This window comes from Jeotgalibaca sp. MA1X17-3, from assembly GCF_021513155.1.
Classification (GTDB): domain Bacteria; phylum Bacillota; class Bacilli; order Lactobacillales; family Aerococcaceae; genus Jeotgalibaca.
Window position 1 is genome coordinate 1,803,512 of record NZ_CP090983.1, and the last position, 25,789, is coordinate 1,829,300.

A 25,789-nucleotide genomic window follows, 5' to 3' on the forward strand; every position below is an offset into this window, starting at 1 on the left:
CTTCTGAATAACATCATTTTATACTGAATATCAGGGAAGAAATAAAAAACTCTTTCAACTAGTAAGACAAATTAACTCCACCATAGTTTAATAAGTGCTTGGGTACCGTCATTTTCGTTACCAGCATCTGCTAATTTTATATATAAATCTTTTGCTAACTTTGTTCCTGGTAATTCAATTTCTAGTTTGTCTGCTTCTTTTAAAGCAATTTTTAAGTCTTTTATGAAATGTTTTACAAAAAAACCAGGTGAATAATTTTCTTGTAGAATACGTGGAGAATAGTTCGTCAGCGACCAATTCCCAGCACTTCCTGCACCGACTTGTTCGATTACTCTTTCAATATCTAATCCAGCTGCTTTTGCATAAACCATTAATTCGGTCATACCAACCATCGTACTTGCTATCATAATTTGATTAGCCATTTTTGTATGTTGACCACTACCAGCCGGTCCTTGTAACATCACCTTACTTGAAAAAGTTTCTAATATTTTTTCCACTTTTTCAAAAGCACGTTCGTCTCCCCCAACCATCGTAGTAAGTTTGCCGTCCTTCGCTCCTTTATCTCCGCCAGAAACCGGTGCATCCAATGTAGCTGTCCCTGTCTTTTTTCCAGCTTCATGAATCTTAATAGCCAAACTCGGAGTGCTGGTCGTCATATCGATTAAAATATGATGATCATCTACCATAGAAAGAATTCCCTCTTTTCTAAAATATGTACTTTCTACATCTTTTGGATAGCCTACAATCGTAATGATTACATCCGTATTACGAGTGATTGCAGCTGGGCTATCTTCCCAAATAGCTCCCTCTTCCACTAATGGATCTGCTTTACTTTTTGTACGATTGTATACGTGGACAGGGTACCCTGCATCTAGTAAGTGTCGAACCATGGAAGATCCCATGACACCCGTACCAATAAAACCAATTTTTTCTAACATATGCTCACCGATTCCTTCCAAATTTGTTAGTTTCAGTATATCACTTTCTAGCTGTGCTCCAATAAAAATCCACTCCGATAAAAAACGGAGTGGATTTTCTATTTGCTTTTTTTCTTAATTTTAAAATGAAGAGGAAAGCTTTTTTCTCTTCTAAAATTGTTTGAAAATAATAATTTTCAATGATTTTACGATAATAGCTAATAACTTTAATTCCAAAGGTTCTTGATGAAATTTCTTCCATTAACAATAATCTTTCTGTTTGATCTAATTGTTCATGATCCTCTTGTAGTCGTCCAAGAGTTTGCACGATGCAATCACCAAATTCCTCATCTACCTGGAACAACGAACCAAGAATAGGATTGCGAATAATCTCTTCTAAATAATCATTTCGTTTAGCAACGATAGGACAGCCATTCACAATACTTTCTAAATACGTCAATCCTTGTGTTTCACTTTCAGAAGCATTCACAAATAGATTTGCCATTTGATAATATTCATGAACATGTTCATTTTTAACTTCACCTATAAATATAATAGAATCTTCTAGGTTCGTTTCCCTCACAAGCTCTTCTAGATCCTCACGAGCTGGTCCTTCACCTACAAAAACTAGTTTTGCATTTGGATAATGTTTCAAAACGGTAGGAAAAGCACCAATTATTTTTTCCAGCCGTTTTTCATGGGCAAGACGAGAAAGAGATAACAAAACAACATCTGTTTCTGACAGTCCTAATTTTTGACGAATGTCCATTTTTGCTCCAGGATTTTCTTCTGGTAAAGGTACACCGGTAGGAATCACTCTAATTTCTTTATAAATATTATAAGATGCCAGTTTATTTTTCATCAGCTGACTGGGAGCAATGACTCCCATCGCACCGTTGCAAAACATACGCGAAACTACTTCTACACTCTTCGGCTTCAAGACTTTCCCTTTCGCTATGTAGTGAAGATATTTTTCATACATCGTGTGGTAGGTGTGAACCGTAGGAATATTCAACATATGCGCAACATATTTCCCCGCTAATCCCATGCTAAACTCCGTATGCGTATGAACAATATCAATATGGTACTTCCTCGCTTCTTTTAGTGCTTTTCCAAATCCTTTAATTGCGATTCGTCGATCTTTAAAAGAAAGGAGAGGGATACTTGTTAAACGGACAATATTTTTTTCGTTTGGATCCGCCTTAGGATCAGTCGTAGTAAATATAATCACTTCATGTCCATGAGCTTCTAACTCTTCCTTTAAAATACGAATGGAAGTCGATACACCACTCACTTGAGGAAAATAAGAATCTGTAAAAAAACCTATTCTCATTTTTAATCCACCTTCTTTTTCTGAATAATCTCTTTTTATCTATTATAAAGAACGGACACTTCTTTGTCATTAGCCCAAAGTCTTAAATTAGTATAGAAACCTATACAAAAAAACACTGCCATCAGATTTCCTAAGGCAGTGTTTTAGTGTTTTTTATACGAGTAGTTCTTTCATGTTATCTACTAATTCAATAACTTCTTCTACTGTTGTACATTCATTAATAGCCTTATCAGCTAATTTTTTCATTTCTGTTGAATCAAGTTTACTCATTAAACTACGTGTTTTTAGGACACTAGAAGCACTCATCGAGAATTCATCTAGACCTAAGCCTACTAGTAATGGCACTGCAGTCTGGTCTCCTGCCATTTCTCCACACATGCCTGTCCATTTACCTTCTGCATGAGAAGAATCGATTACATGCTTAATAAGGGTCAAAATAGACGGGTTATATGGTTGGTACAGGTAAGAAACTTGTTGGTTCATCCGGTCAGCGGCCATTGTATACTGAATAAGGTCGTTGGTTCCAATACTAAAGAAGTCAACTTCTTTAGCAAATTGATGAGCCAAAACAGCTGCTGCAGGTATTTCCACCATAATTCCTACTTCAATTTCTTCTGAAACAGCTATGTTTTCTTGAATAAGTTTTGCTTTTTCTTCTTCAAGAATTTTCTTCGCTTCACGGAATTCATTTAAAGTAGCAATCATTGGGAACATAATCCGTAATTTCCCGAAAACAGATGCACGCAATAGAGCACGTAACTGCGTACGGAACATTTCTGGTTCTGCAAGACAGATTCGAATCGCACGGTAACCTAAGAATGGATTCATTTCTTCCGGTAATTTCAAGTACGGTAATTCTTTATCGCCACCAATATCCATCGTACGAACTACAACTGGTTTTCCATCCATGCCTTCTAAAACTTCTTTATAGGCGTTGAATTGTTCTTCTTCTGTTGGAAAATCAGCAGAATCCATATATAGGAATTCAGTACGATAAAGACCAACTGCTTCAGCACCATTTTCAATTACGCCAACTAAATCTTTTGGTGTACCGATATTTGCTGCTAATTCAATATGTTTTCCGTCTTTTGTAACCGTTTCTGCATTTTTCAGCAATTTCCATTCTTCTTTTTGCTGTTCAAATTTAGTACGTTTTTCATCATAGCTAGCTAGGGTTTCTTCATCTGGATTAATGATGATGTTTCCACCTAAACCATCAATAATGACCATATCTCCATCACTGATACCTTCTGTAACAGTTTTCGTTCCTACAACTGCAGGAATTTCCAATGAGCGAGCCATAATAGCTGAGTGAGAAGTTCGTCCACCGATGTCCGTTACAAAGCCTTTAACAAAGTCACGATTCAATTGCGCAGTATCACTTGGTGTTAGGTCTTTTGCCACAATAACGACTTCCTCTTGAATAGAAGAAGGATTCGGAATTTTAACTCCAAGCAAATGACTCAATACACGTTCAGTAACATCACGAATATCAGCCGCACGTTCTTGCATATAAGGATTGTCTTCCATTGACTCAAACATATTTACAAACATACCCGTTACTTCCATCAATGCTTGTTCTGCATTTACTTCGTTAGTTGTAATGTTTGTTTTAATGCTATCAATTAATTCAGGATCAGATAGAACCATGATATGAGCATCAAATACTTGTGCCTCTTCGTCCCCTACAGTTTCCGCTACACGATCACGGATTGCTTGAATTTCTGTTTTAGAAATTTCTAGACTATCATTGAAACGATTTATTTCTCCTTCAATATCAGAAACGCTTTTCTTTTCAAAAGATAGGTCAGGTTCAGTTAACAAGTAAGCTTTACCTATTGCGATACCATCACTGGCAGCAATTCCTATTATTCGACGTTCCATCATTCTGCCAGGCCTTCTTTTTGTAAAGTCTCCACAATTCCAGCAATTGCTTCTGCTTCATCTGCACCTTCTGCGGAAATGGTTACATCTGCTCCTTGTCCAACGCCTAATGACATTACACCCATGATTGATTTTAGGTTAACAGATTTTCCTTTGTACTCTAAATTAATATCTGAATTGAATTTGCTTGCTGTTTGAACAAGTAGTGTTGCTGGTCTTGCGTGAATACCAGTTTCTGCGATAATATTAAATTCTTTCTTTTCCATTATAATTTGTCCCCTTTTAATATGAATTTGTAAAGAATATTCTTACAACTTCGACAATATATAACAATAGATACGTTCATTTCTCTAATCTGTTGAAATCAATTGTCTCATTGCATCAAAAATAACCCTTTCACAAAATAAGATTACCATTTTTTCTTGATAAGGACAACTGTTTTAAACCTTTCCTTCATATTGTTTTTTTTAAAATGAAAAGAGAACGTTTTTTTTCTAAAAAATGGTCAATATACAACTATTAACTAGTTTTTTAATTTAATAAAAAGTTTAAATCAAAAGACTTGAAAGTCAAAATAGGTCAGTGTATAATACAAGTCATAAGGTCAGTATTAGTCAGGTATGTCAACCTTTTTGATAACTGATCAAAAAAATATATATAAAAAGAGAAAGGATGTTTATCATATGAAATGTATTAATTGTGGAAAAAATGAAGCATCCATCCATTTATATGCAAGTATGAATGGGAAGACACAGAAAATTGATCTGTGTCAAAACTGTTACCAACAATGGAAAGCGATGCAAAGTAAAGATCATTCACATACATTTTTTAATTTATCGCCGGGTAACCCTTCTTTTAATTTCAATGATTTTGAAAATAGAATGAGACAATATCAAGAAGAACAACTTAAAAGCCAGTCAAATCAACCTTCCTCACAAGCAACTAGCTCCGGAAAAGGTGGTAATAATGGTGGTGAATTACTCAACAAATATGGAGTAAACCTTACTGAATTAGCTCGTCAAGGTGCTATCGATCCTGTAATTGGTAGAGATAGCGAAATTACTAGAATTATTGAAATTCTCAATCGACGTAGCAAGAATAACCCTGTACTCACCGGTGAAGCTGGTGTTGGTAAAACAGCAGTGGTAGAAGGTCTTGCTCAAAAAATTGTTGATGGTGAGGTTCCTCATAAACTTCTAGATAAAGAAGTGATCCGTTTGGATGTTGTATCTTTAGTTCAAGGCACCGGAATTCGTGGACAGTTTGAAGAACGGATGCAGCAATTGATGGACGAAGTACGGGAAAACAAACAAATTATCTTGTTTATTGATGAAATTCACGAAATTGTAGGAGCAGGAAGCGCTGAAGGAAGTATGGATGCAGGTAATATCCTAAAACCCGCTCTCGCTCGAGGTGAAATACAATTAATTGGTGCAACTACTTTAAATGAATATCGTAAAATCGAAAAAGACGCTGCGCTAGAGAGACGTTTCCAACCAGTCCGAGTAAGTGAACCAACGCCAGAACAAACATTAATTATACTGAAAGGCATTCGTCCGAAATATGAGGATTATCATAAAGTTAGTTATTCGGATAAAGCTCTAGAAGCTGCAGTAAATCTTTCCCATCGTTATATACAAGATCGCTACTTACCTGATAAAGCAATCGATTTATTAGATGAATCGGGTTCAAAAAAGAATTTAACTATGAAAATAGTTGATCCAAAAGAAATTGATGAACGAATGGCTGTAGCTGAAACTGAAAAACAAGCAGCTCTTCATGCAGAAGATTACGAAAAAGCAGCCTATTATCGAGATCAAATCTCTAATCTTAAAAAAATGAAAGAAAACCCACAAAATTTAGATCAAGAGCTAACGGTTACTCATCAAGACATTCAAAAAATTGTTGAAGTTAAAACGAATATACCTGTTGGTGATTTATTAGAAAAAGAAAATGAGCAATTACGCAACTTAGACAAAGACCTAAAACAACATGTAATTGGGCAAGACGAGGCTGTGGACAAAGTAGCAAAAGCCATTCGTAGAAATCGAATTGGATTTGGGCGTAAAAACCGTCCTATCGGTAGTTTCTTGTTTGTTGGTCCAACAGGAGTTGGTAAAACAGAACTTGCAAAACAATTAGCAAATGAAATGTTTGGTACAGAAGATTCTATTATTCGTTTTGATATGAGTGAATATATGGAAAAACATGCTGTTTCCAAATTAATTGGGTCGCCTCCGGGATATGTAGGATACGATGAAGCTGGACAACTAACAGAACAAGTTAGAAGAAATCCATATAGCATTGTCTTATTAGATGAAATTGAAAAAGCTCATCCAGATGCGATGCATCTATTCCTCCAAATTCTTGAAGATGGTCGTCTGACCGATTCTCAAGGTCGTACTGTAAGTTTCAAAGATACGGTAATTATCATGACGAGTAATGCAGGAACTGGGACAAAAGAAGCTAACGTTGGATTTGGTGCCGCACTATCTGGTAAAACAAATTCCGTTTTAGATCGTTTAAATAATTATTTTAAACCTGAGTTTATTAATAGATTTGATGCGATTGTTGAATTCAACTCGCTTTCTAAAGAAAATCTGTTTTCTATTTTGACGCTCATGTTAGAAGAACTAAATAACGTGTTAGTTGATAAAGAAATTCACATTACGGTCAATGATGCAACTAAAGAGAAACTGATTGACCTTGGCTATAGTACAACCATGGGTGTAAGACCTTTACGTCGTATCATTCAGGAACAAATTGAAGACCAAGTAGCCGATTACTACTTAGATGATCCTCATACAAAAAATATTAATTTTGATGTTGATGACAATGGTTCCATCATTATCGATGAACGAGTTACCCAACCAATAGAAAAAAAGGTATAAACATATAAAAGAGCAATCTTTTTAATAAGATTGCTCTTTTATTGACATTAAGACGCTTTCTTCCTTTCACTATTTGAACAAAAAGGCTATAATAGATTAAAATCCAATAAAGTTTGAGGTGTTTTCTATGAAACTAATCGATGTAACGAACGGCCATGCTGAACTTGTCAGAGAACAACTATCAAATACTGACGCCTCTTTTGTTAAAGTATACTCACTAGGGCAAACAACCGTCATATATACAGGGGCTCCCGCTCATGAAGATATTATCCTGCTTAATCGTGATCGTAGAATTAAACAAAATGAAATTGACTTTGTTTTAAATAAACTAATGCAATTAACCGCTGATGAAGTCGAAGTCATGCACGGGCATAACTTTGTAGAGTTATCCTACATAAGAAATCAAGCTTCACTTACCTAGTTCTTACTGTATACAAAAAGCCTTCCAAATTTTGGAAGGCTTTTTGTTATACGCTGATTATAGTAAAGCTCGTAATTTTGTTTCTGGATATTTATCTTCAAACCAACGAAGTGCAAATTGATTCTCAAATAAGAAGACTGGATGATCAAAACGATCTTTACATAGTAGATTTCTACTAGAAGACATATTCGTATCCAAGTTCTCAGGATCAATCCATCTAGCAATTTTAGAACCTAGTGGCGTCATTTCTACTTCTGATTTGTATTCATTTAACAAACGGTATTGGAATACTTCAAATTGTAATTGACCTACAGCACCTAGTATAAATTCTTCTGTATGGTACGTTTTGTAAAGTTGAATGGCTCCCTCTTGCACTAACTGCTTTACCCCTTTATAAAAGGATTTTTGCTTCATAACGTTTTTAGGAGTTACTTTCATAAATAATTCAGGTGTAAACTGAGGTAGTTCCTCAAAGTGAATCTTATCTTTACCCACATAAAGAGTATCTCCAATTTGAAGATTTCCAGTATCATACAGACCAATAATATCTCCAGCCACGGCCGTCTCAACTTGGCCTCTAGAGTCTGCCATAAATTGAGTTGTATGAGATAATTTCATTTTCTTACCCGTCCGAGCAATGGTTACATCCATCCCTGGTTGAAACTCCCCGGAGCAAATACGCAAGAATGCAATTCGATCTCGGTGAGCTGGATTCATATTCGCTTGTATTTTAAAGATAAATCCAGTCAAATCTTCTTGTGCTGGATCAACCAACTCCCCTTCTTCCGTTTGATGAGCACTCGGATTAGGGGCAAAGTCGATAAAGGCATCCAAGAATGTATGAACTCCGAAACCAGTCAAAGCAGAACCAAAGAATACTGGAGTCAATTCTCCTTTAGCAATTTTTTCTTCTGAAAACTCATTTCCAGCTTCATTTAATAACAAAACATCTTCAACGGCTTGTGTATAAATGCTAGAAGTAGTAACCGAGTAATCCCCTTCGATTTCCCCCTCTTCATTAAGTGGTAAAAAGTCATTGTCTTCATTTTGTTCTGGATGAGTCAATTCAACTCGATGATTATAAATATCATATAGGCCAAGGAGGTTTTTTCCCATTCCCATAGGCCAATTCATTGGATAAGCATCTATTTCCAATACTTCTTCCAATTCAGTAATTAAATCCAATGGTTCTAACCCATCACGGTCCATTTTATTAATGAATGTAAAAATGGGAATACCTCTCATCCGACAAACCTTGAAAAGTTTCTTTGTTTGCGGTTCAATTCCTTTTCCGCTATCAATCACCATCACGGCACTATCGACAGCCATCAAGGTTCGATACGTATCTTCTGAAAAATCTTCGTGTCCAGGAGTATCCAAGATATTGATTTGATAACCAGCATAATCTACTTGCATAACGGAACTCGTTACGGAAATTCCCCGTTTCTTTTCGATTTCCATCCAGTCTGATTTTGCAAATCTTCCTGATTTTTTCCTTTTACCGTTCCTGCTTGACGAATTGCTCCCCCAAATAATAGTAATTGTTCTGTAATCGTTGTTTTACCAGCATCCGGGTGAGAAATGATGGCAAATGTTTTTCTTTTTTTACTTTACTTTCTAGTGTTTGTTTCATAGGTATTCCTTTCTTCTCTTACTGTATTGGTTATGAACGTTCTTTCATTAAAAAATCGAAAGAAGCATCTACTTATAGACTAAACTTCCTCACTTACTTGACAGATTAAAAAATATTCCATCTATCGAGTGGCCTTTGTTATTATATATGAAAGCAATCTTTCTAACAAGGACTAGCGAAGCAAGATTAGCAATTGGAGCATCAATCCACATAAACGGCGCCGATTAATCAGCACCGCCTGTGTACGTCTTCTACCGTTATTTGTTTTATAGTGCCCATTCTTACCTTTTTGTTTTTTCTTCGACAACCAGACGCTCTTGAAATGTTTTAGCTGAGTTTTCTAAGTACGTAACACTTATTTTAGCTAGTCTTTTATTTTCAAATTCTAACGTTGCTATTCGAAGCCCTTCTTTTTCAATACTCATCCCTTCTCCATTATCAAGAAAATCTCCTAATTCCGTTAATAAGTATCCAGCAATGGTATCAACCAGTGTTGATTCAAGATGAGTTCCAAAGAAATCATTAAAACGATAAAGAGGTGTTGTACCGTCTACTTCAAAGTAGTTATCCTTTTTCTTTTCAATTAAAACAAAGCTCTCATCATACTCATCTTGGATATCCCCTACTATTTCTTCCAAAATATCTTCCAGAGTAACAATTCCTACAAAACCTCCATACTCATCATGTAAAATTGCTAATTGATTGTGGCTTTTCTTTAAAAATGCCATTAAATCTTCTGTCGTAATCGTTTCTGGAACAAATAAAGGGTCATTCAAAATCTTCCGAATATTAATTTCTTCGAAGGAAGTACTTCTAGATTCTTTTAATAAGTTTTTTAAATGAAGGACTCCAATAATTTCATCCTTGTCATCATCATATACTGGAATTCTCGTAAAGGGAGAATCTAAAGCTGCTTGTATATTTTCATGTGTAGAATCTTTTACATCTAGCATAAAAGTATCGGTTCGTGGAACCATCACTTCACGTGCAAGCTTATTATCCATCGCTAGTACACCTTTTAGCATGTTGAATTCAGCTGCTTCAATCGTTCCTGCTTCACTACTTCTTTGCAATAACCCTCTTACTTCTTCACGTGTATACATGTCTTGATCATCATTAAATTCAATCGGTACAACACGTTCGAGTAGTCTGGTAGAAAATGAAAGAGACCGAATAAAAGGCTTTAATAATTTTTGTATCAAAGAGATTGCTCCCGCTCCTGCATAAGCAATCTCCTCTGGACGTTGCATAGCAACCTGTTTGGGATAAAGTTCTCCAAAGACCAAAGAAACATACGATAAAATAAAAGTAACAGCTATCAATGCAATTTGTTGGCTGCCAGCAAATCCTTTAAAGTATGGTTGTAGCTTTTCCACAAATGTACTCGCTGCTGCTGCACTGGAAAGAAAACCCGCAAAAGTAATGGCTACTTGGATAGTTGCTAGGAAATCATCCGAGTTATCTAACAAGGCTAATACTTTTCGTGCTTTCTTATCTCCTTTAATTGCTTCATTAGCTACTTTGTTTTTATTGAGCGATACAAAAGCAATTTCTGACGAAGCAAAAAAAGCATTGATTAAAGTCAGCACAACGATTAACAACAGTTGCCCTATCAGCTTCTGATTACCGGGGTCAACATTCATATATTCCTTTTCTCCTTTTAACACTACGTTTTCGTTTTATAAGACTACTAAATGTTTGTGAATGTATTTTTAAACTCACTTTGATACGCTCCTTTTTCTTTTAAGAACTGTATCATTGCTTGAATGGTCTTTATTTCTGTAAAACGATGATTCTGACCATATTTTTTAGGAACCCCTTGCTTTGTTATATAAGCAGCTTGGTATATTTTATCAAAAATAACTTCCTCATCATCTATAAATAGTTTCATAACTCGAGTTCCTTTAGGATTTTCCACTTTTAAATACGTATGAATACCACTAGCTCTTTTCACATAGCCGCCCATCTGATTAAATGGATCTTTAGCATAGGTATTTTCAAGGTTTTCTTCTATCATCTGATAGATCTCTGAACCTGTCAATTCTACCAATGATATGATTGGATTCATCGGAACCATCTGATACAAATCCCTCATTGTTATAGAACCCTTCGAAATAGGTGCACCATATCGCCAACCATTTGAAAAAGCAATATCTGCATTTGTAGTATGTATAATTGCTTCTAACAAAAATTGATCCATACTACTTTCAGAATTTAAGCCTCTGAATAAATCGACTTCCGTTTGACCAATCATTTGGTCTAGGTAATCTGTATACGGAGAAACTGCTGCTTCAACTAGTTTTTTTATTTTTGGGTCCTCTGGAATAGAATCATCAATTTGTAACAATTTGTATCTTACTACTTTAACAGATGAATCTATTGTCATTTCTAATATACCGACAAAAGATCCTTGTGACCCCGATTGGATAATGGTTGTTTCACCAACCTGGATACTTTTCTCCATTCGATTATGCGTATGACCGCTTAAACAGATATCAACACCCTCAACCTCACTCATCAATTGATGATCTTGTGGAAATCCTAGGTGTGATAAAACGATAATGACATCCACTTTTTGTTGTTGAAGTTTTTCGATATATGTAGGTAACTCTTCTTTTCCTAACGTAAAATAAATCCCTTTACTAAAAGAGTCGGGCATGGTTTTATCAACAATATTACAGGCAATCCCAATCACTCCAATGGATAATCCGCCTATCTCAAAAATACGATAAGGATCAAATACTAATTTATTTGTATCCTCTTCATAAACATTAATTGCAAGAATAGGATAATTCAATGCTTGAGAAATGTTTTTTAAATTTTTAGGCCCATATCCAATATCCCAATGAAAAGTCATTGCTTGAATACCTATTTCATTTAGAATAGGTACCATATTCCAACCTTTTTCTTGGACAACTTCATACGTTCCATGAATAGTGTCCCCATTGTCTAAAACAATAGTAGGTCCTTTTTGTTTATATTCTTCAATAATTGTTTTTATACGAGCATACCCACCAGCTTCGGAAAAAGAAATTCCTTCTGCTGAAAAAAAAATTTCATTGTGAGGTTTTAAGTAACCATGAGTATCATTTATTTGAACAACAGTAAGGTTTTTAGACATATTTTCTCCTCCAAAAACATCTTTCACTTAGTGTATCACAGCAACGAATAGAACGATAACAAATCATTCACAAAAGGATAAATGGATCATAAAAAATAGAGAGGTTGGACAAAAGTCCAACCTCTCTATTTAGTATAACTTTTAAATTTTACTCGATGATATTTTCAGTAATTTGGTCTGCATGTTCGGTAGCAGTATTGAAACTCTCAACATCCACTACATTTAATTGATCTTCTTGAACTAGAGCTTTTTGTGCTAGCAAGTTCAAGTAGTTCCAAGGACGGTCAAAATGAGGTTGGAAGAAGAAGTCTACCAATGCCAAATCTTCAATCGTCATTCTATTTTGAATAGCTAAAGAAAGAGTATTTGCTGATTGAGTAATATCATATTTAGACATTACTTGACCACCAACAATACGTGTTGTTCCTTCTTCGTATACCAATTTCATCAATATTTTTTCATTTGTTGGCATGAATTCTGGACGGTAGTAATCTTCAAATAGGACAGATTTGGTTTTTAAACCAAAGTTAGCTGAACTAGAATCAGTTACTCCTGTAGAACCAATGTTATATCCAAATAGGTGAAGACCAGAAGTAGATTGTGTACCACGGTATTTCATTTTTGGACCATTGATATTTTTACCTACAAGGAAGCCCATACGTACAGCATTAGTAGCTAATGGAATATAAGCATGTCCGTTGTTTGGATTGTAATTCACTGCACAGCTATCTCCTGCAGCATATACATCTGGTACACTTGTTTGCATGTAATCATCTACGATGATTGCTCCATTACCTAACATTTCAACTTGGCCTTTTACAAGTTCGGTACTAGGACGGAATCCTACACAAAGAACGATCATTTCTGACTCGTACTCTCCACCACTTGTAACAACAGTTGTTCTGTCTCCAGCTTCATTGTCTTTAAATCCTTGAACCATTTCATTCAATTGAATTTTAACACCGTGATTGCCGATTTCTTCTTCCAAAACTTCTGTAAATTCAGGATCAAGATATTTATTCAAAATACGATCTAGACCATCAATTAACGTTACGTCTTTTCCATCATTAGCAAATGCTTCTACAAGCTCGATACCGATGTATCCTCCGCCAACAACCGTAATTTTTTGTTTGTCTGTTTTACGTTCGATGATTTCTTTTGCTTGGTTATAGTTTTTACAAAGTACTACATTTTTACTGTTGATTCCGTCAATTGGAGGAATGATTGGCCAAGAACCCATTGTTAGAACTAATTTGTCGTAGGAATCTTCGAACTCTTCACCAGTTGTCATATTTTCTACAGTAACTTTTTTAGTTTTTGTATCAATATTGGTAACATTATGTTTCATGTTCACGTCTGCGCCTAGAGATTTCAATTCCTCTGGATTAGAATAAAACAGTCCTGCTGGATCTTTTACAACTCCACCTACATATAAAGCAATTCCACATGATAAAAAGGAAACATTATCGTTTCTTTCATATACCTTCACTTCTGTGTTTGGGTTTTCTGAAAGAATTGTTTTTACTGCAGATGTTCCTGCATGTGTACATCCTACTACTATAACTTTCATGGTAAATCCTCCTAGAATTAATATAATATATAGTAAACAAATCAACAACATACTTTTCAAGCATTTTACTGCAAGGAATAAAGCGCCGATTCGATTGACTTATGATTTTTTGCACAAACTAACTGTCAAGTTCTGTACCCTATGATTATAAGGCTTCAAAAATAAAATGCAAACAATACGTTTCAACTGTACTAAGAAAATAGTCAATAAAAGCAATTTATTGACTATTGAAAGGGATTTCCCTCTTCCATTTGTCTACTTTTCTGTTTCTGAATAAATTGGTAAACATGCATAATGACGGTACGAATGACCGCATAAGCAGGAATTCAACTAACATGCCTAATAATCCAAACATTTTTCCAGCAACTAGTAAAATAATAATAATTGTTAATGGATGGATATCTAAATTTTTCCCTAAAATATTTGGTTTTAAAATATTTGCATCAATTTGTTGGACAAGCAATACAATAATACAAACCCAAGTAGCTTTTAAGGGGGAAATCGTTAATGCTATCAAAACAGCTGGAATTAATCCAAAATATGGCCCAATATACGGGATAATATTGGTAACTGCTGAGAAAAGAGATAAAAGGAAACCGTACGGTAAGCCAATAATTAGATAACCAATAAAAGTTCCAGTACCAACTAACAGGGATATGACAGCTTGACCACTGATGTAATTCGCTATGGTTATATTCATATCATGTAAAATGTGAAGAATATCCGTTCTATATTGATTTGGAAAAACTTTAATAATTCCTGAGGATAGTTTTTCTCCATCTTTTAACATGTAGAACAAAAGAAAAGGGATTATAAAAAGTAAAATAAAGCCATTCGCTAATGTTGTTAGTAATTTCCCAATACTACTGGTTAGTCCCGATAAAAAACGCGTTAATGTATTTTGAAAATCATTACCTAATTGTGTGATCTGATTTTCTAAGTGCAAGCCTTGAAGCCATTCCTGTTCCATTAATCTATCATAATAATCAGAGAAAAATTCAAAAATAGTCGGAAAGTTTTTTATAAGCTCCGTTATTTGTGTAATCAAATAAGGGATTAATGAACCAAATGTAAGGATCGTAATGATGATCAGAAAAATTAACACAGCCACAATTCCCCAAATTCGTTTGATGGAAAACTTTTCATTCAATAGTCCTACTAAGGGTTCAAAAATATAATAAAGAAATCCTGCAATAAAAATTGGAAGATATAAAGTTTGTACGAAAGTACCTATTGGTGAAAAAATAAAACTAATCTGAGTGGAAATAAATATTAAAGAAGCAATAACTAATAGCCAGATAGACCAAAACATTAGGTTTTCCTTTTTGGTTTTATTCATATCTTAGCGGCTCTTTCTCTGATAATTTTTTGATTTTATTTATAATCTTAGCCTACTCCTTTCAAAATGAAAAATATTACCTTCAATTCCTAGTATAGAGGAATCCAGATGATTTAACATCAAAATATAATTGTTTTTTTCATAACTTTTATTCAATCTTCCTTATTTTGTATTAACAAATCACTTTTTAGAACGTATAATTAAAATCATCTAAAAAGAAAAGGAGGAATCACATGTTAACTTTCGATTACACGCTCGATACCAACTCTCCCATCTACAAAGATTCATTGCAAATACGCAGAACCGTCTTTATTAGTGAACAACATGTGGATCCCGCTATTGAAATAGATGAAAAAGAAAGTCTATGCATCCATCTTGTAGCTTATAATCCGTTAAAAAAAGCGGTTGCGACTGCTCGTCTCTATCCTGTATCTTCTACTATTTTAAAAATTCAAAGGGTTGCGGTGTTAAGAGAAGAGCGTAAAAAACGGTACGGGGAAGAACTTATGCAACAAATAGAACTAATCGCTCGTGAGAAAGAATATACTACACTCATTTTAGGTGCTCAAAATCATGCTCTTCCTTTTTATGAACGCTTAGGATACTCCATCATTGGAGAAGAGTATGAAGAAGCAGGTATTCTGCATCATGATATGGAAAAAATTTGCTAGTTTATATGCAAGAAAGCCTCAGATCCCTCCTTTTTATGGAAGGGGTCTGAGGCTTTTTACTTTAACCAACGATCATCTCTAAAAAATATTGAGCAATATTAAAATAAATCAACACACTAGTCAAGTCACTGAAAGTAGAAATAAAAGGTCCACTTGCAACCGCAGGATCAAATCCAATTCGATCCATTAATAAAGGAATGAGACTCCCTGCTAAGTTTGCTACCGTAATAGCTGCTAACATGGAAAAACCAATAATACTACCTAAAATAAAGTTATTCTGCCAAATCCCAATAACAATCGTAATCGTAGCTCCCGTCACCACTCCTGAGATGAGTCCTGTTTCCAACTCTTGCAACAGGACTTTCCCCCAACTTCTACTCTCAGAGTCCGCATTTCCTAATTTTCGGACTGCTACTGCTAATGATTGTGTGCCCGCATTTCCAGCAGTTCCCGTAATTAAGGTAACAAATACAGATAGAACTGCTGCATTAGCAATTAACTCCTCGTATTGACTAATCAAGCTTGATGTACCCATTCCTAAGAACAATAGAGTAATAAGCCATGGTAAACGTTTAGAAGCTGCTATAAAGGGGTTAACTGTCGTTTCATCGACATCAACTGCAGCTAGTCCAGAATAATCACTGGTATGTTCTTCATGGATAACGTCTAAAATATCATCGACCGTAATGATTCCTAATAAAATATTGTTTTCATCTATTACGGGCAAGGCTAGAAAGTCATAGTCTCGTGCCACTCTAGCAATATCCCCTTGATCTTCGTCCACGTTTACAGTAATAATACGATCACTCATAATTTCAAAAATTAACTTGTCATCTTCATGGACGATTAAATCACGCAGAGAAAGAACTCCAACAAGTTGTCCTATCTCTCCTACTACATAAATATAATAAATTGTTTCCGCATCGAAAGCTTTGCTTTTTATATAAGCCATCGCTGCACGAACCGTTTGATTTTCAAAAACAGAAATAAATTCCGTCGTCATAATGGCTCCGGCTGTTTCATCTTTATAATCAATAACTTCACTAATTTCGGCTGCTTCCTCTGGATCCATTAAACGTAAATATTTAGGAATTAAATCGGGATTCAGTTCTTTCAACATATCAACTGCATTATCCGTATACATTGAACCTAGCATATCTGCAGCATATTGTTTATTCATTTCAACAATGTACTTTTCAATTGATTCCACATCTTCTTCTAGAATTTCAAACATATTAGCCATCTCTTGTGGAGATAAATAGTTATACATTTGTATTCTTGTTTCAGGTGTAAAACGTACGTACATTTGTGCTTGATCATATAAAGGATACGATAAAAAGATTTCTCGGAACGATTTCATATCTTCTAATTGCAAGATGGTTTGAAGTCGTTGTGTTTCCATATTTATATCAACATCATATTGTGGTTCACTCACTATCTCTTCCTCCTTGTTTTTCTTGTTTGATGATCCATTCTTTAAAATCTTCTGGAAATGGAGCCTCAACCGTCACTAATTTTTCGGTAAAGGGATCAACAAAAGAAAGTTTCGTACAGTGCAAAGCTTGACGTTGCATAACGGGATCCAACGTACCACCGTATAAGTCATCTCCTAGCAAAGGAGCTCCCATATGAGTGAAATGTACCCGTATTTGATGGGTTCTCCCCGTGTGCAATTTAACACTTGCTACAATTCCTTCTTGATATTTCTCTTTTATCCAGTATTCCGTTAGGGCTTCTTTACCACCTTCTCGTACCATGCGAGTAATAATCGAATCATCTGTCCTTCCGATAGGGGCATCAATGACCCCATGCACTTCTTCTAAGCTACCTGGACTAGAAAGAACTGCCGTATACATTTTATCAATGGTTTTATTGCGAATCATCTTATCCATCTGTGAATGTACATAGCCACTTTTAGCAAAAAGCATCGCTCCTGTCGTATCCCGATCTAATCGAGTAACGATATGAATCACTTGGTCCACATAGTTTTGAGTCTTGTAATACCCTTTTACTCGATTAGCCATTGACAAGTGAGGATGTTGCCGAGAGGGAATGGATGCAACACCCGAAGGTTTATTCACAATTAGAAAATGTTGATCTTCATATAGAATTTCAATAGGAATATATACGGGAACAGTGGTTTCATGCTCTCCTTCATCAGGAATCAGTATTTTTACATGGTCTCCTTTTTGCATATGGGCCAAGACATTTCTTTCTTCACCATTTAGCCATATAGTACCGCCATGATATTTTATTTTAGCTAATAATTTTTTCGAGATTCCTTGTTCCCTTAAAAAGTTTTTTAGTAGTCTTTGTTGCTCGCCTTCGTACTTCCATTCATAAATCACTACGTGTACTCCTCTTTATTTATCCAAAAATTTTTCTCCCTAATCATATAGGAAAGTAGAGAATGGAACAAATAATATCTAGTTTTGGTCAATAAAAAACCTGCAGAATATTCTCCGCAGGAAAATTATTGATTATTTTTTCATTGATTATTGATTAGTAATTTCTTTCATAACTAATTTTATTTACGCTTACTTTTCCTTCTGTAACATAGGATATCGCATTCGGCTCCATAACAGCAAACAATGCATCCCTAAAATGTTCAACGGATCCAGAAATATGTGGCGTGATCAATATGTTCTCATGATCCCATAAGGGACTTGACTCATTCAAGGGCTCTGTTTGAAAAACATCTAAAGCTGCAAACGATACCGTTCCATTATTTAACGCTTCAAGTAAATCTTCTTCTACTACAGAAGTTCCTCGTCCAACGTTAACAAATTGAACTCCCTTTTTCATTTTTTCAAAAAGATCTTTAGAAAAATAATTTATTGTTTCAGGTGTTTGAGGCAAGATGCTTACGATAATATCACCTTCACCAAGAACTTCTTTCAAGCGTTCTTGTGTAATCGTCTGATCCGTTTCTTCAATTTCATTACCACTACGATTAACACCTATCGTCTTCATACCAAAAACTTTTGCTAATTTACCAAGCTGTCTCCCAATTTGCCCCGCTCCAACAATAATCATTGTTTTACCATACAGTTGTTGGATCGATACATCTTGATTCCAATCTTTATTTTCTTGGTTTTCCACTACTTTTGATAGGCTACGCATCTGATAAAGAAGTATTCCGATTACATGCTCACTAATGGTGTATTTATGAATACCAGAAGCATTTGTAAGAATAACCCCTTTTTCACGAAAATCAGAAAGAGGAACTGAATTGACCCCCGCTGAAATTACTTGTACCCATTTAAGTTTAGGAAATTTACCCTGTTTCCATAACTCAGTCATTTTTTTATTCCAATGAAAGATGACTTCTACGTTTTCCAAATCAGAGACATCATGATAATCTGTAGAAACTTGATATTCTGAAAAAATTTCTTTTAGACTTTTCATTTGTTCTTCTTTTAGTTCTTGGTTGAATAAGACCGTTTTATTTTCATTCAATGATATTTTCTCCTTCCTTTTGCAGGTTGTTATGAATGCTCTTGAAAATTCTTTTCATCACGATTCAATGCTCCAATAAATGAATTCTCAACACGATTCCAAAAATGTGTATGGCGGTAACGAGCAAAATGTACTCGCTCTCTAGCAATTCGGTAAATAATTTTCTTTATTTTCCTATTCGGAAAAGTAAGATTATCAACGGAAAGAATGAGGCCATCTCCTTGAATCGGTTTAATGACAATCCATTCATCTTTTGCAATAATCATAGGAGAACTAAGAGTACGATACACACGATTATTGAGAGATGCCATTTCTGTTAACTGAATAGCTTCCGTCCTTGGGTGAATAACCGCACCACCTAAGGACTTGCTGATCCCCGTAGAGCCTGTTGGAGTAGACACACAAACACCATCTCCTCGAAACGTTTCAAACAGCTCACCCTTAACAAAAATTTCACAGACCATCGTTCCATCAAACTTTTTTAATACCGCTTCATTCAATGCAATGAATGTTTCTGATTCTTTTTCATTTTCATATTCAACTCTCACATCTAATAATGGATAGCTAACACTTTCACCTTCGTCACGCTTTAAACTTTCAAATAACTCATCTAGTTCGTAATCACGCCAATCCGTATAGAATCCCAAGTGACCTGTATGGATCCCTACAAATCGAACTGTGTTGAGAAGATGTTGGTATTTATGAAAAGCAGACAACAACGTGCCATCTCCACCAATCGTAACGACTAGTTGAGGGTTTTCTTCATCAATTTGAATGTACGCTTTTTTACATTTTTTAAAAAATTCTTTTGCCAACTCAACAGAAGGTTTGCTATCATTATGAACCACTGCTACTCTCACCTGAGCAACCCCCCACTCTAATTTTTCTTTTTGTCCGCAAAATATACTTGCGCTTCTTTTACTTCTTCTCGAATTTCAGACATTTCTTTATCTAATAACGAGGCAGCTTCTGCAGCACGAATTAAGCGGGCATGAAGTTCTTCTGGGTACTCCCCACGATATTTGTAGTTTAGAGAGTGCTCAATAGTTGCCCAAAAATTCATAGCTAAAGTACGTATTTGTATTTCACAAAGTACTTTTTTTACATCCATTCCACGTTGAACTGGATACTCCACTACCATGTGGTAAGAACGGTATCCGCTTTCTTTTTTATTCGTTACGTAATCCCGTTCAATAACAATTTCAAAGTCTTTACGGGCATGTAATAACTTCACTACTTCATGAATATCCTCAACAAACTGGCACATAATCCTAATACCGGCAATGTCTTGGATATCTTCTTCCAATCGATCTAGAGAAATTTCACGTATTTCAGCTTTTTCTAAAACACTTTCTTTTGTTTTTACCCTACCTGTAATGAATTCAATAGGAGCGTGATTATTGTTCTCCCGATATTGTTTGCGAATTCCTTTTAGCTTTACCTTCAACTCTTCTACAGCTTGTCCGTAAGGTGCTAGAAATGCATTCCAATCTGTAATAGGTTCATTTTTCATATATAATCATCCATCCCTACTATCATTAAAGTACACCATTATCTTATCATACTGGAAGAACATTCTGAAACCTTCCGTCTAGTATTTAAAGAATTTTATTTTCATTCTCTAAATCTTTTATCTATTCTCTTTTACTAACTGATATGTCAAACCTATGCTACAATATCAATAGTAACGATTACTACAAGTTTTTTTTACATACAAGCATTCTGCACTTATAAAAAATTATATGGATCCAAGAAAGGATGTGGCTCCTTTGAGTCAACAAATTGAAAAAGAATTCAAAAACCTACTAACTAAAGAAGAATATGAAGAATTACTAGCAAATCTTCAATTAAACGAAAACGAAGCCATTCAACAAACGAATATTTACTTTGACACGACTACTCAACAGTTGAAGAATCAAAACATGGGTCTTCGGATTCGCCTTTTTGATGACTATGGTGAATTAACATTAAAATCTCCTATCTCTGAAAATGAACAATTAGAAACAACTGATGAACTAAATTTAGAAACTGCTACAGTAATGGCAGATAAGGGAATCATAACTCTAGAGGGCCATGTGGCTGATAAATTAGCTGAGTTCGGGATAAAGATTAGTGAACTAGAACCTATAGGAAAACTCTCTACCCTTCGATATACCTTTCCAGGTGAAGGAGGAATGTATTTTTTAGATGAGAGCTACTACCAAGATCAAAAGGACTATGAACTAGAATTTGAAACAGAAGATGTGGAAAGTGGGAAATTTCAATTCGAACAATTTCTTGCGAAGCATCAAATTAAAAAAAGAAAAGCTATAAAAAAAATAGCAAGAATGCTGAATTATCCTAATAAGTAATCAAAAATGGAACAGTTTCGCTATCCTTTTGGAAGCGACTGTTCTATTTTTAAAATTTGACTATATTGTGAACAACATGGTAAAAAGTGAGTCTATTTTCCTGTTCAGATTTTACAAATATTCACTCTAGAGTGTATACTTATCTTGTATTCTTTAAAACAACAGTTTATTTTGAATAGAATTTATAAAGTCGTTTCATTTTAGCAGAGCCTTTATTTTTGCTACACTATGAATAACAAGAAGATGTCGGGTTTAAGAAGAAGGGATAATATGTATAGACAACAAAAGAAAAATGCCACTCCCATCTCTTCATCACAACAGATCTATGAACTGTATTTATTTGTAAATCCAATCGGTCTTAAGTGTTATCGTACCGAGCAGGAAGTTTTACGATTCATAGAAGATAGGGAAGATATTAAGATTCATTTTCGTTTTATAACTTTCCATAACTTCAATACTGTAACTCAATATATGAAGAGATTGAATCTCCCACCTAATAACTTACAATTAAGAAACCAAATGTACCATTCGATTTATGATGCCTCTTTGGCTTATAAAGCAGCTCTCATGCAAGGTAAAAAACGTGGAAGAAACTTCTTGTTACTATTGCAAAAAGAACTAACTACAAACCCCCGAGAATACGGGAATGATTTACTTAGAGAAGTAGCAATTGATGCAAGATTAGATGTAGAAATGTTTTTTGAAGATAAAAAGTCTGGTTTCGTTAAGAGCAGTTATGAGGCGGATCAACACATTGCACAAGAAATGAATATTCAATGTAATCCTTCCTTAGTTATTTTTGATAACTATAATCAACAATACGGAGTTTTACTTGAAGATACGATTACATATGATTTAATCGAGGAAGCCTTTAATCATTCAGATGCATTATCTAAAAGTAAAGACTTATTGCTTATGAATGAAAATGTTCGAATGATTGGAAAAGAATATCTTCGTGTAATTAAATAATAAAGGAACTGTCTTTTTAATATGACAATTCCTTTATTGCGTTTATAGACAAAAACGGCAACTACCTGGAAAGGTAACTGCCGTTTTTTCGTTATTTAGTTTTAGAAATTAATTCCTCTAGTTCATTCAAGCGAGATTCAAAGACTTTCATTGCATCTTTCAAATAAGCTGATGCAGTCATATCAACGCCTGCTTTTTTCATTACATCAATTGGATACGCACTGCTACCTGACTTAAGATAGGTCAGATACTTATCAAGTGCACCCTCTTCTCCATCTAAAATCCGTTTAGATAAAGCCGTTGCTGCAGAAAAGCCCGTTGCATATTGATACACATAATAATTGTAATAGAAATGAGGAATACGAGACCATTCCAAAGCAATTTCAGGGTCTTTTTCAACACTTGGTCCATAATAGCGTGCATTTAAGTCTCCATAATAGTTAGTCATAAATTCTTGCGTCAATGGAACTCCTTCTTGAGCTTGTTGATGGATATAATGTTCAAATTCTGCAAACTGTGTTTGGCGGAAAATAGTTCCTTTGAATCCATCAAGATAATGATTCAATACGTAGATTCTTACTTTAGGATCTGTTTGAGTTTTTAACAAATAGTCCGTTAAGATATTCTCGTTCGTAGTTGAAGCAATTTCTGCTAAGAATATAGAATAATCTCCATATGCATATGGTTGACTATTTCGAGTATGATAACTGTGTACACTATGCCCTAATTCATGTACTAGTGTATATAGATGATTTAAAGAATCTTGCCAGTTCATCAAGATATATGGGTTCGTATCATAAGAACCAGAAGAATAGGCTCCACTTCTTTTTCCATCGTTTTCTAACCAGTCAACCCAACGATTTGAAAAAGCTTCTTTCAATACTTGTTGGTATTCTTCCCCTAATGGTTCCAAAGCCTTTAAGGTTTCTGCTTGTGCTTCTTCAATTGTATATTCAATCGGAGCTTTACCAGTTAGCGGTGTGTACATATCATACATGTGCAATTGGTCTACATCCAATAGTTTTTTACGCAAATCAACATACCGATGAAGAAGAGGTAAATGATCATTCACAACTTCCAACAAAGTATCATATACTTTTTCTGGTATTTGGTTTCCAGACAACGCTGCTTCTCTTGCAGAACTATAATTTCTTACGCGAGCTTGATAGTTATGTGACTTAACATGAGTAGATAGAGTAGTTGCAAATGTATTTTTTAACCCTTCATATGTCTTATAAAGGGTTTTAAAAGCTTCTTCTCGTACTTCCCGATTAGAACTTTCCATCAGCTTACCAAATAAACCATGTGTTAATTTTACTTCATTTCCGTCTTCGTCTTTTACATTTGGAAATTCAAGGTCGGCATTGTTCAAAACAGAGAATGTACGACTTGGTGCTGAAAATAATTCAGATGCACCTGCAAGTAACTCTTCTTCACGTGCACTTAATACGTGTTCTCTTTGAGCAGTAAGACTATCCAGTAAGTGCTCAAATGCACCCAATTCTTCATTTTCTTTTAAATACTCTTGCAAGGTTTCTTCTGGAATTGCCAATACTTCAGGTTGGAACCACGAAGAAGCTTCACTCACTTGTGTTAAAACAGCAACTGCTTTGTCATGAAGTGTTTGATAGTGACTATTCGCAGTATCTTGATCATTTTTTAAGTGTGAATACACATAAACACGTTCTAATTTTTGATTCACATTTAATAATGTTTTGAGCCCCTCTAAAAGAGCATCGCTACTTTCCCCGATGCTACCTTGTAGTTTTTTCATTTCTTTTCCTAATTCACTGACAGCCTTTAAATCCGTTTCAAATGCCTCGTCAGACTTATAAATTACACTTAAATCCCATGTCATTGATTCAGGAACTTCATTTCTTTTTAAATTCTGTTTTACTTCGGCCATTAAAGTGCCTCCTTTATGATATTTCGTTCATTACTTCCACTTAATATCTTACCATATCTTAATCTTTTTTAAAGTTCATACATCTCTTTGTTCATTTATTTATTATTCTTTTTAATTTTTTTCTGTTGAGTAGCCATAGTCCTCCTCCAATAACGATTAGAATTCCTTCCTCAACTAATTCATTTACAAAAAGAAGCAGTGGTTGAATAAACATTTCATCTAGAACAAAACCCATCGGTCGTACTTTGATGATCTGATTTTCTTTACTCTGCTTAAAAAATAAAAAATCATCTCGGTATTTACTATTCCATCTTGCTCCAAATCTTGCAGCATAAAGAGAAAGGCATATTTCCAAATATATCCCGGTGTCTGCCAATAAACTGACTTTATCGGATAAGTAAATAAAAGATCGGGCAACCCCTGTACGGTTTGTCTGTTTAAGTAAACTCTTTCCAGGAATGCTCTATGAGATTCATCTTTTCTATAAAGAAGAAATATTTTTTCTGAGGGCTTCATCATTTTTCGTGTTTGACTCTTCCTGGTTGTTAAAAATTGTTCTTTCTTTATCCTCTCTCCTGTACACTCTTCCCAAAACTCAATGAAATTTAGTTTTTCTAGCGGCTCTTTTTCAACTAGATATTCCAATTGATCCCATTGATTAAAAGTAAAATCTCGATAACGTAATAACAACCCTTTGTGGCTATCCAGACACGTTAGACAACAGCCAAAATTTTCTGACCATATAAAAAAATTAGTTTGCTTATCCTTTAGCCGAGTACTAGGGATATAATCTACCCCGCAAATCCACAACACTTCATACCCAATCGAACGGTATCCTTCCGTACGCTCTTTCAATTTTTTTAAGGAGATAGGGCTACACTGATATTCTATAGCAATTTTTTTACTCTCAGTGAGTGTGACTAGTAAATCAGGTCGTTGTTGAAGTGTTGGCAACCACGCCTCCATCTCTACAGACAAACCTTGGCTTTTACACCATTCCCATAGTTTTATTTTTCCTGTTAAGTGAGCATGTGTCTCTCCTTCTGAAAAAGAATGACAATCTGACTCTCGATAATGAGAAAAATGAGCAAGCTTTTGCTTTCCATTTTTAAGAAATATTCTCTCCTTACATCCTGGACAAAAAAAGGTAGAATCTACTTGTATACCTTTTGAATTTTCAAGTTCTACGCTATATTCAATAGCATTTATTCTTTTACCATTTTGTAATTCTGCATAGAGCACCTAAATCCCCTCCTAGGAAATAGATACGTTAAAAAAGTTCATATCCTTTTAGACAAAATAAAAAAGCAACTAAGAATTTGAT

Annotated in this window: 19 protein-coding genes and 2 pseudogenes; 5 read left to right on the top strand and 16 right to left on the bottom strand. The window is 34.9% G+C overall.

Going from position 1 to position 25,789, the window contains the following annotated elements; all coding sequences use genetic code 11:
- Positions 1 to 71: 71 nt before the first annotated feature.
- From LZ578_RS09070 to LZ578_RS09085, 4 genes are all read right to left on the bottom strand, one after another.
- The gene (locus tag LZ578_RS09070; RefSeq protein ID WP_235144850.1) at positions 72 to 938 is read right to left on the bottom strand and encodes an NAD(P)-dependent oxidoreductase; all 867 of its coding nucleotides are present in this window, start codon (positions 936 to 938) and stop codon (positions 72 to 74) included.
- 40 nt (positions 939 to 978) lie between these two features.
- Positions 979 to 2,250, bottom strand: a complete 1,272-nt coding sequence (locus LZ578_RS09075; protein WP_235144851.1) for a glycosyltransferase family 4 protein — start codon at positions 2,248 to 2,250, stop codon at positions 979 to 981.
- Between the two features lie 153 nt (positions 2,251 to 2,403).
- The gene (ptsP, locus tag LZ578_RS09080) at positions 2,404 to 4,134 is read right to left on the bottom strand and encodes a phosphoenolpyruvate--protein phosphotransferase (protein WP_235146438.1); all 1,731 of its coding nucleotides are present in this window, start codon (positions 4,132 to 4,134) and stop codon (positions 2,404 to 2,406) included.
- On the bottom strand, positions 4,134 to 4,400 hold the full coding sequence (locus tag LZ578_RS09085; RefSeq protein WP_235144852.1) for a phosphocarrier protein HPr: 267 nt from the start codon (positions 4,398 to 4,400) through the stop codon (positions 4,134 to 4,136). Before LZ578_RS09085 ends, ptsP begins: the two co-directional genes overlap by 1 nt.
- A 417-nt stretch (positions 4,401 to 4,817) precedes the next feature.
- Here LZ578_RS09085 and LZ578_RS09090 point away from each other — a divergent pair, with 417 nt between their 5' ends.
- Both LZ578_RS09090 and LZ578_RS09095 read left to right on the top strand, forming a co-directional pair.
- Positions 4,818 to 7,025 carry an ATP-dependent Clp protease ATP-binding subunit gene (locus tag LZ578_RS09090; protein WP_235144853.1) on the top strand — a complete coding sequence of 736 codons (2,208 nt, stop codon included), beginning with the start codon at positions 4,818 to 4,820 and terminating at the stop codon, positions 7,023 to 7,025.
- A 127-nt stretch (positions 7,026 to 7,152) separates the two neighbouring features.
- Complete coding sequence (locus tag LZ578_RS09095) at positions 7,153 to 7,446, top strand: DUF1827 family protein (RefSeq protein ID WP_235144854.1); 294 nt, start codon at positions 7,153 to 7,155, stop codon at positions 7,444 to 7,446.
- A 57-nt stretch (positions 7,447 to 7,503) separates the two neighbouring features.
- On the opposite strand, the pseudogene LZ578_RS09100 reads toward LZ578_RS09095, so the two are convergent.
- The 5 genes and pseudogenes from LZ578_RS09100 to LZ578_RS09120 form a co-directional block, all read right to left on the bottom strand.
- Positions 7,504 to 9,032 (bottom strand): annotated as a pseudogene (locus LZ578_RS09100) (peptide chain release factor 3).
- A gap of 328 nt (positions 9,033 to 9,360) precedes the next feature.
- On the bottom strand, positions 9,361 to 10,722 hold the full coding sequence (locus tag LZ578_RS09105) for a hemolysin family protein (RefSeq protein ID WP_235144855.1): 1,362 nt from the start codon (positions 10,720 to 10,722) through the stop codon (positions 9,361 to 9,363).
- A gap of 47 nt (positions 10,723 to 10,769) precedes the next feature.
- Positions 10,770 to 12,200, bottom strand: coding sequence for a bifunctional UDP-sugar hydrolase/5'-nucleotidase (locus LZ578_RS09110; RefSeq protein WP_235144856.1), 1,431 nt, complete (start codon positions 12,198 to 12,200; stop codon positions 10,770 to 10,772).
- A gap of 241 nt (positions 12,201 to 12,441) precedes the next feature.
- Positions 12,442 to 13,770: pseudogene (locus tag LZ578_RS09115) on the bottom strand (FAD-dependent oxidoreductase); the annotation flags it as partial.
- A 217-nt stretch (positions 13,771 to 13,987) separates the two neighbouring features.
- Positions 13,988 to 15,109 (bottom strand): AI-2E family transporter, encoded by a 1,122-nt coding sequence (locus LZ578_RS09120; RefSeq protein WP_235144857.1) that lies wholly within the window; start codon positions 15,107 to 15,109, stop codon positions 13,988 to 13,990.
- A gap of 233 nt (positions 15,110 to 15,342) precedes the next feature.
- Here LZ578_RS09120 and LZ578_RS09125 point away from each other — a divergent pair, with 233 nt between their 5' ends.
- Positions 15,343 to 15,780, top strand: coding sequence for a GNAT family N-acetyltransferase (locus LZ578_RS09125; RefSeq protein WP_235144858.1), 438 nt, complete (start codon positions 15,343 to 15,345; stop codon positions 15,778 to 15,780).
- A gap of 61 nt (positions 15,781 to 15,841) precedes the next feature.
- Here the strand turns inward: LZ578_RS09125 and mgtE are convergent, their stop codons facing one another.
- The 5 genes from mgtE to LZ578_RS09150 form a co-directional block, all read right to left on the bottom strand.
- Positions 15,842 to 17,182, bottom strand: a complete 1,341-nt coding sequence (gene mgtE / locus LZ578_RS09130) for a magnesium transporter (protein ID WP_235146439.1) — start codon at positions 17,180 to 17,182, stop codon at positions 15,842 to 15,844.
- A gap of 25 nt (positions 17,183 to 17,207) precedes the next feature.
- Complete coding sequence (locus LZ578_RS09135; protein ID WP_235144859.1) at positions 17,208 to 18,128, bottom strand: RluA family pseudouridine synthase; 921 nt, start codon at positions 18,126 to 18,128, stop codon at positions 17,208 to 17,210.
- A 154-nt stretch (positions 18,129 to 18,282) separates the two neighbouring features.
- Positions 18,283 to 19,239, bottom strand: coding sequence for an NAD(P)-dependent oxidoreductase (locus LZ578_RS09140; protein ID WP_235144860.1), 957 nt, complete (start codon positions 19,237 to 19,239; stop codon positions 18,283 to 18,285).
- Positions 19,240 to 19,268: 29 nt separating this feature from the next.
- Complete coding sequence (locus LZ578_RS09145; RefSeq protein WP_255763856.1) at positions 19,269 to 20,099, bottom strand: NAD kinase; 831 nt, start codon at positions 20,097 to 20,099, stop codon at positions 19,269 to 19,271.
- A gap of 17 nt (positions 20,100 to 20,116) precedes the next feature.
- On the bottom strand, positions 20,117 to 20,752 hold the full coding sequence (locus tag LZ578_RS09150) for a GTP pyrophosphokinase family protein (RefSeq protein WP_235144861.1): 636 nt from the start codon (positions 20,750 to 20,752) through the stop codon (positions 20,117 to 20,119).
- 256 nt (positions 20,753 to 21,008) lie between these two features.
- Between LZ578_RS09150 and LZ578_RS09155 the strand changes: the two genes are divergently transcribed.
- A complete protein-coding gene (locus LZ578_RS09155; protein WP_235144862.1) occupies positions 21,009 to 21,590 on the top strand; it encodes a CYTH domain-containing protein in 582 nt (193 codons plus the stop codon).
- A 270-nt stretch (positions 21,591 to 21,860) separates the two neighbouring features.
- A complete protein-coding gene (locus LZ578_RS09160) occupies positions 21,861 to 22,559 on the top strand; it encodes a DsbA family protein (protein WP_235144863.1) in 699 nt (232 codons plus the stop codon).
- A gap of 91 nt (positions 22,560 to 22,650) precedes the next feature.
- Here the strand turns inward: LZ578_RS09160 and pepF are convergent, their stop codons facing one another.
- Together pepF and LZ578_RS09170 are read right to left on the bottom strand one after the other, a co-directional pair.
- Positions 22,651 to 24,465, bottom strand: a complete 1,815-nt coding sequence (gene pepF, locus LZ578_RS09165; RefSeq protein WP_235144864.1) for an oligoendopeptidase F — start codon at positions 24,463 to 24,465, stop codon at positions 22,651 to 22,653.
- Positions 24,466 to 24,684: 219 nt separating this feature from the next.
- Positions 24,685 to 25,707, bottom strand: a complete 1,023-nt coding sequence (locus tag LZ578_RS09170) for a competence protein CoiA (protein ID WP_235144865.1) — start codon at positions 25,705 to 25,707, stop codon at positions 24,685 to 24,687.
- Positions 25,708 to 25,789: the final 82 nt, after the last annotated feature.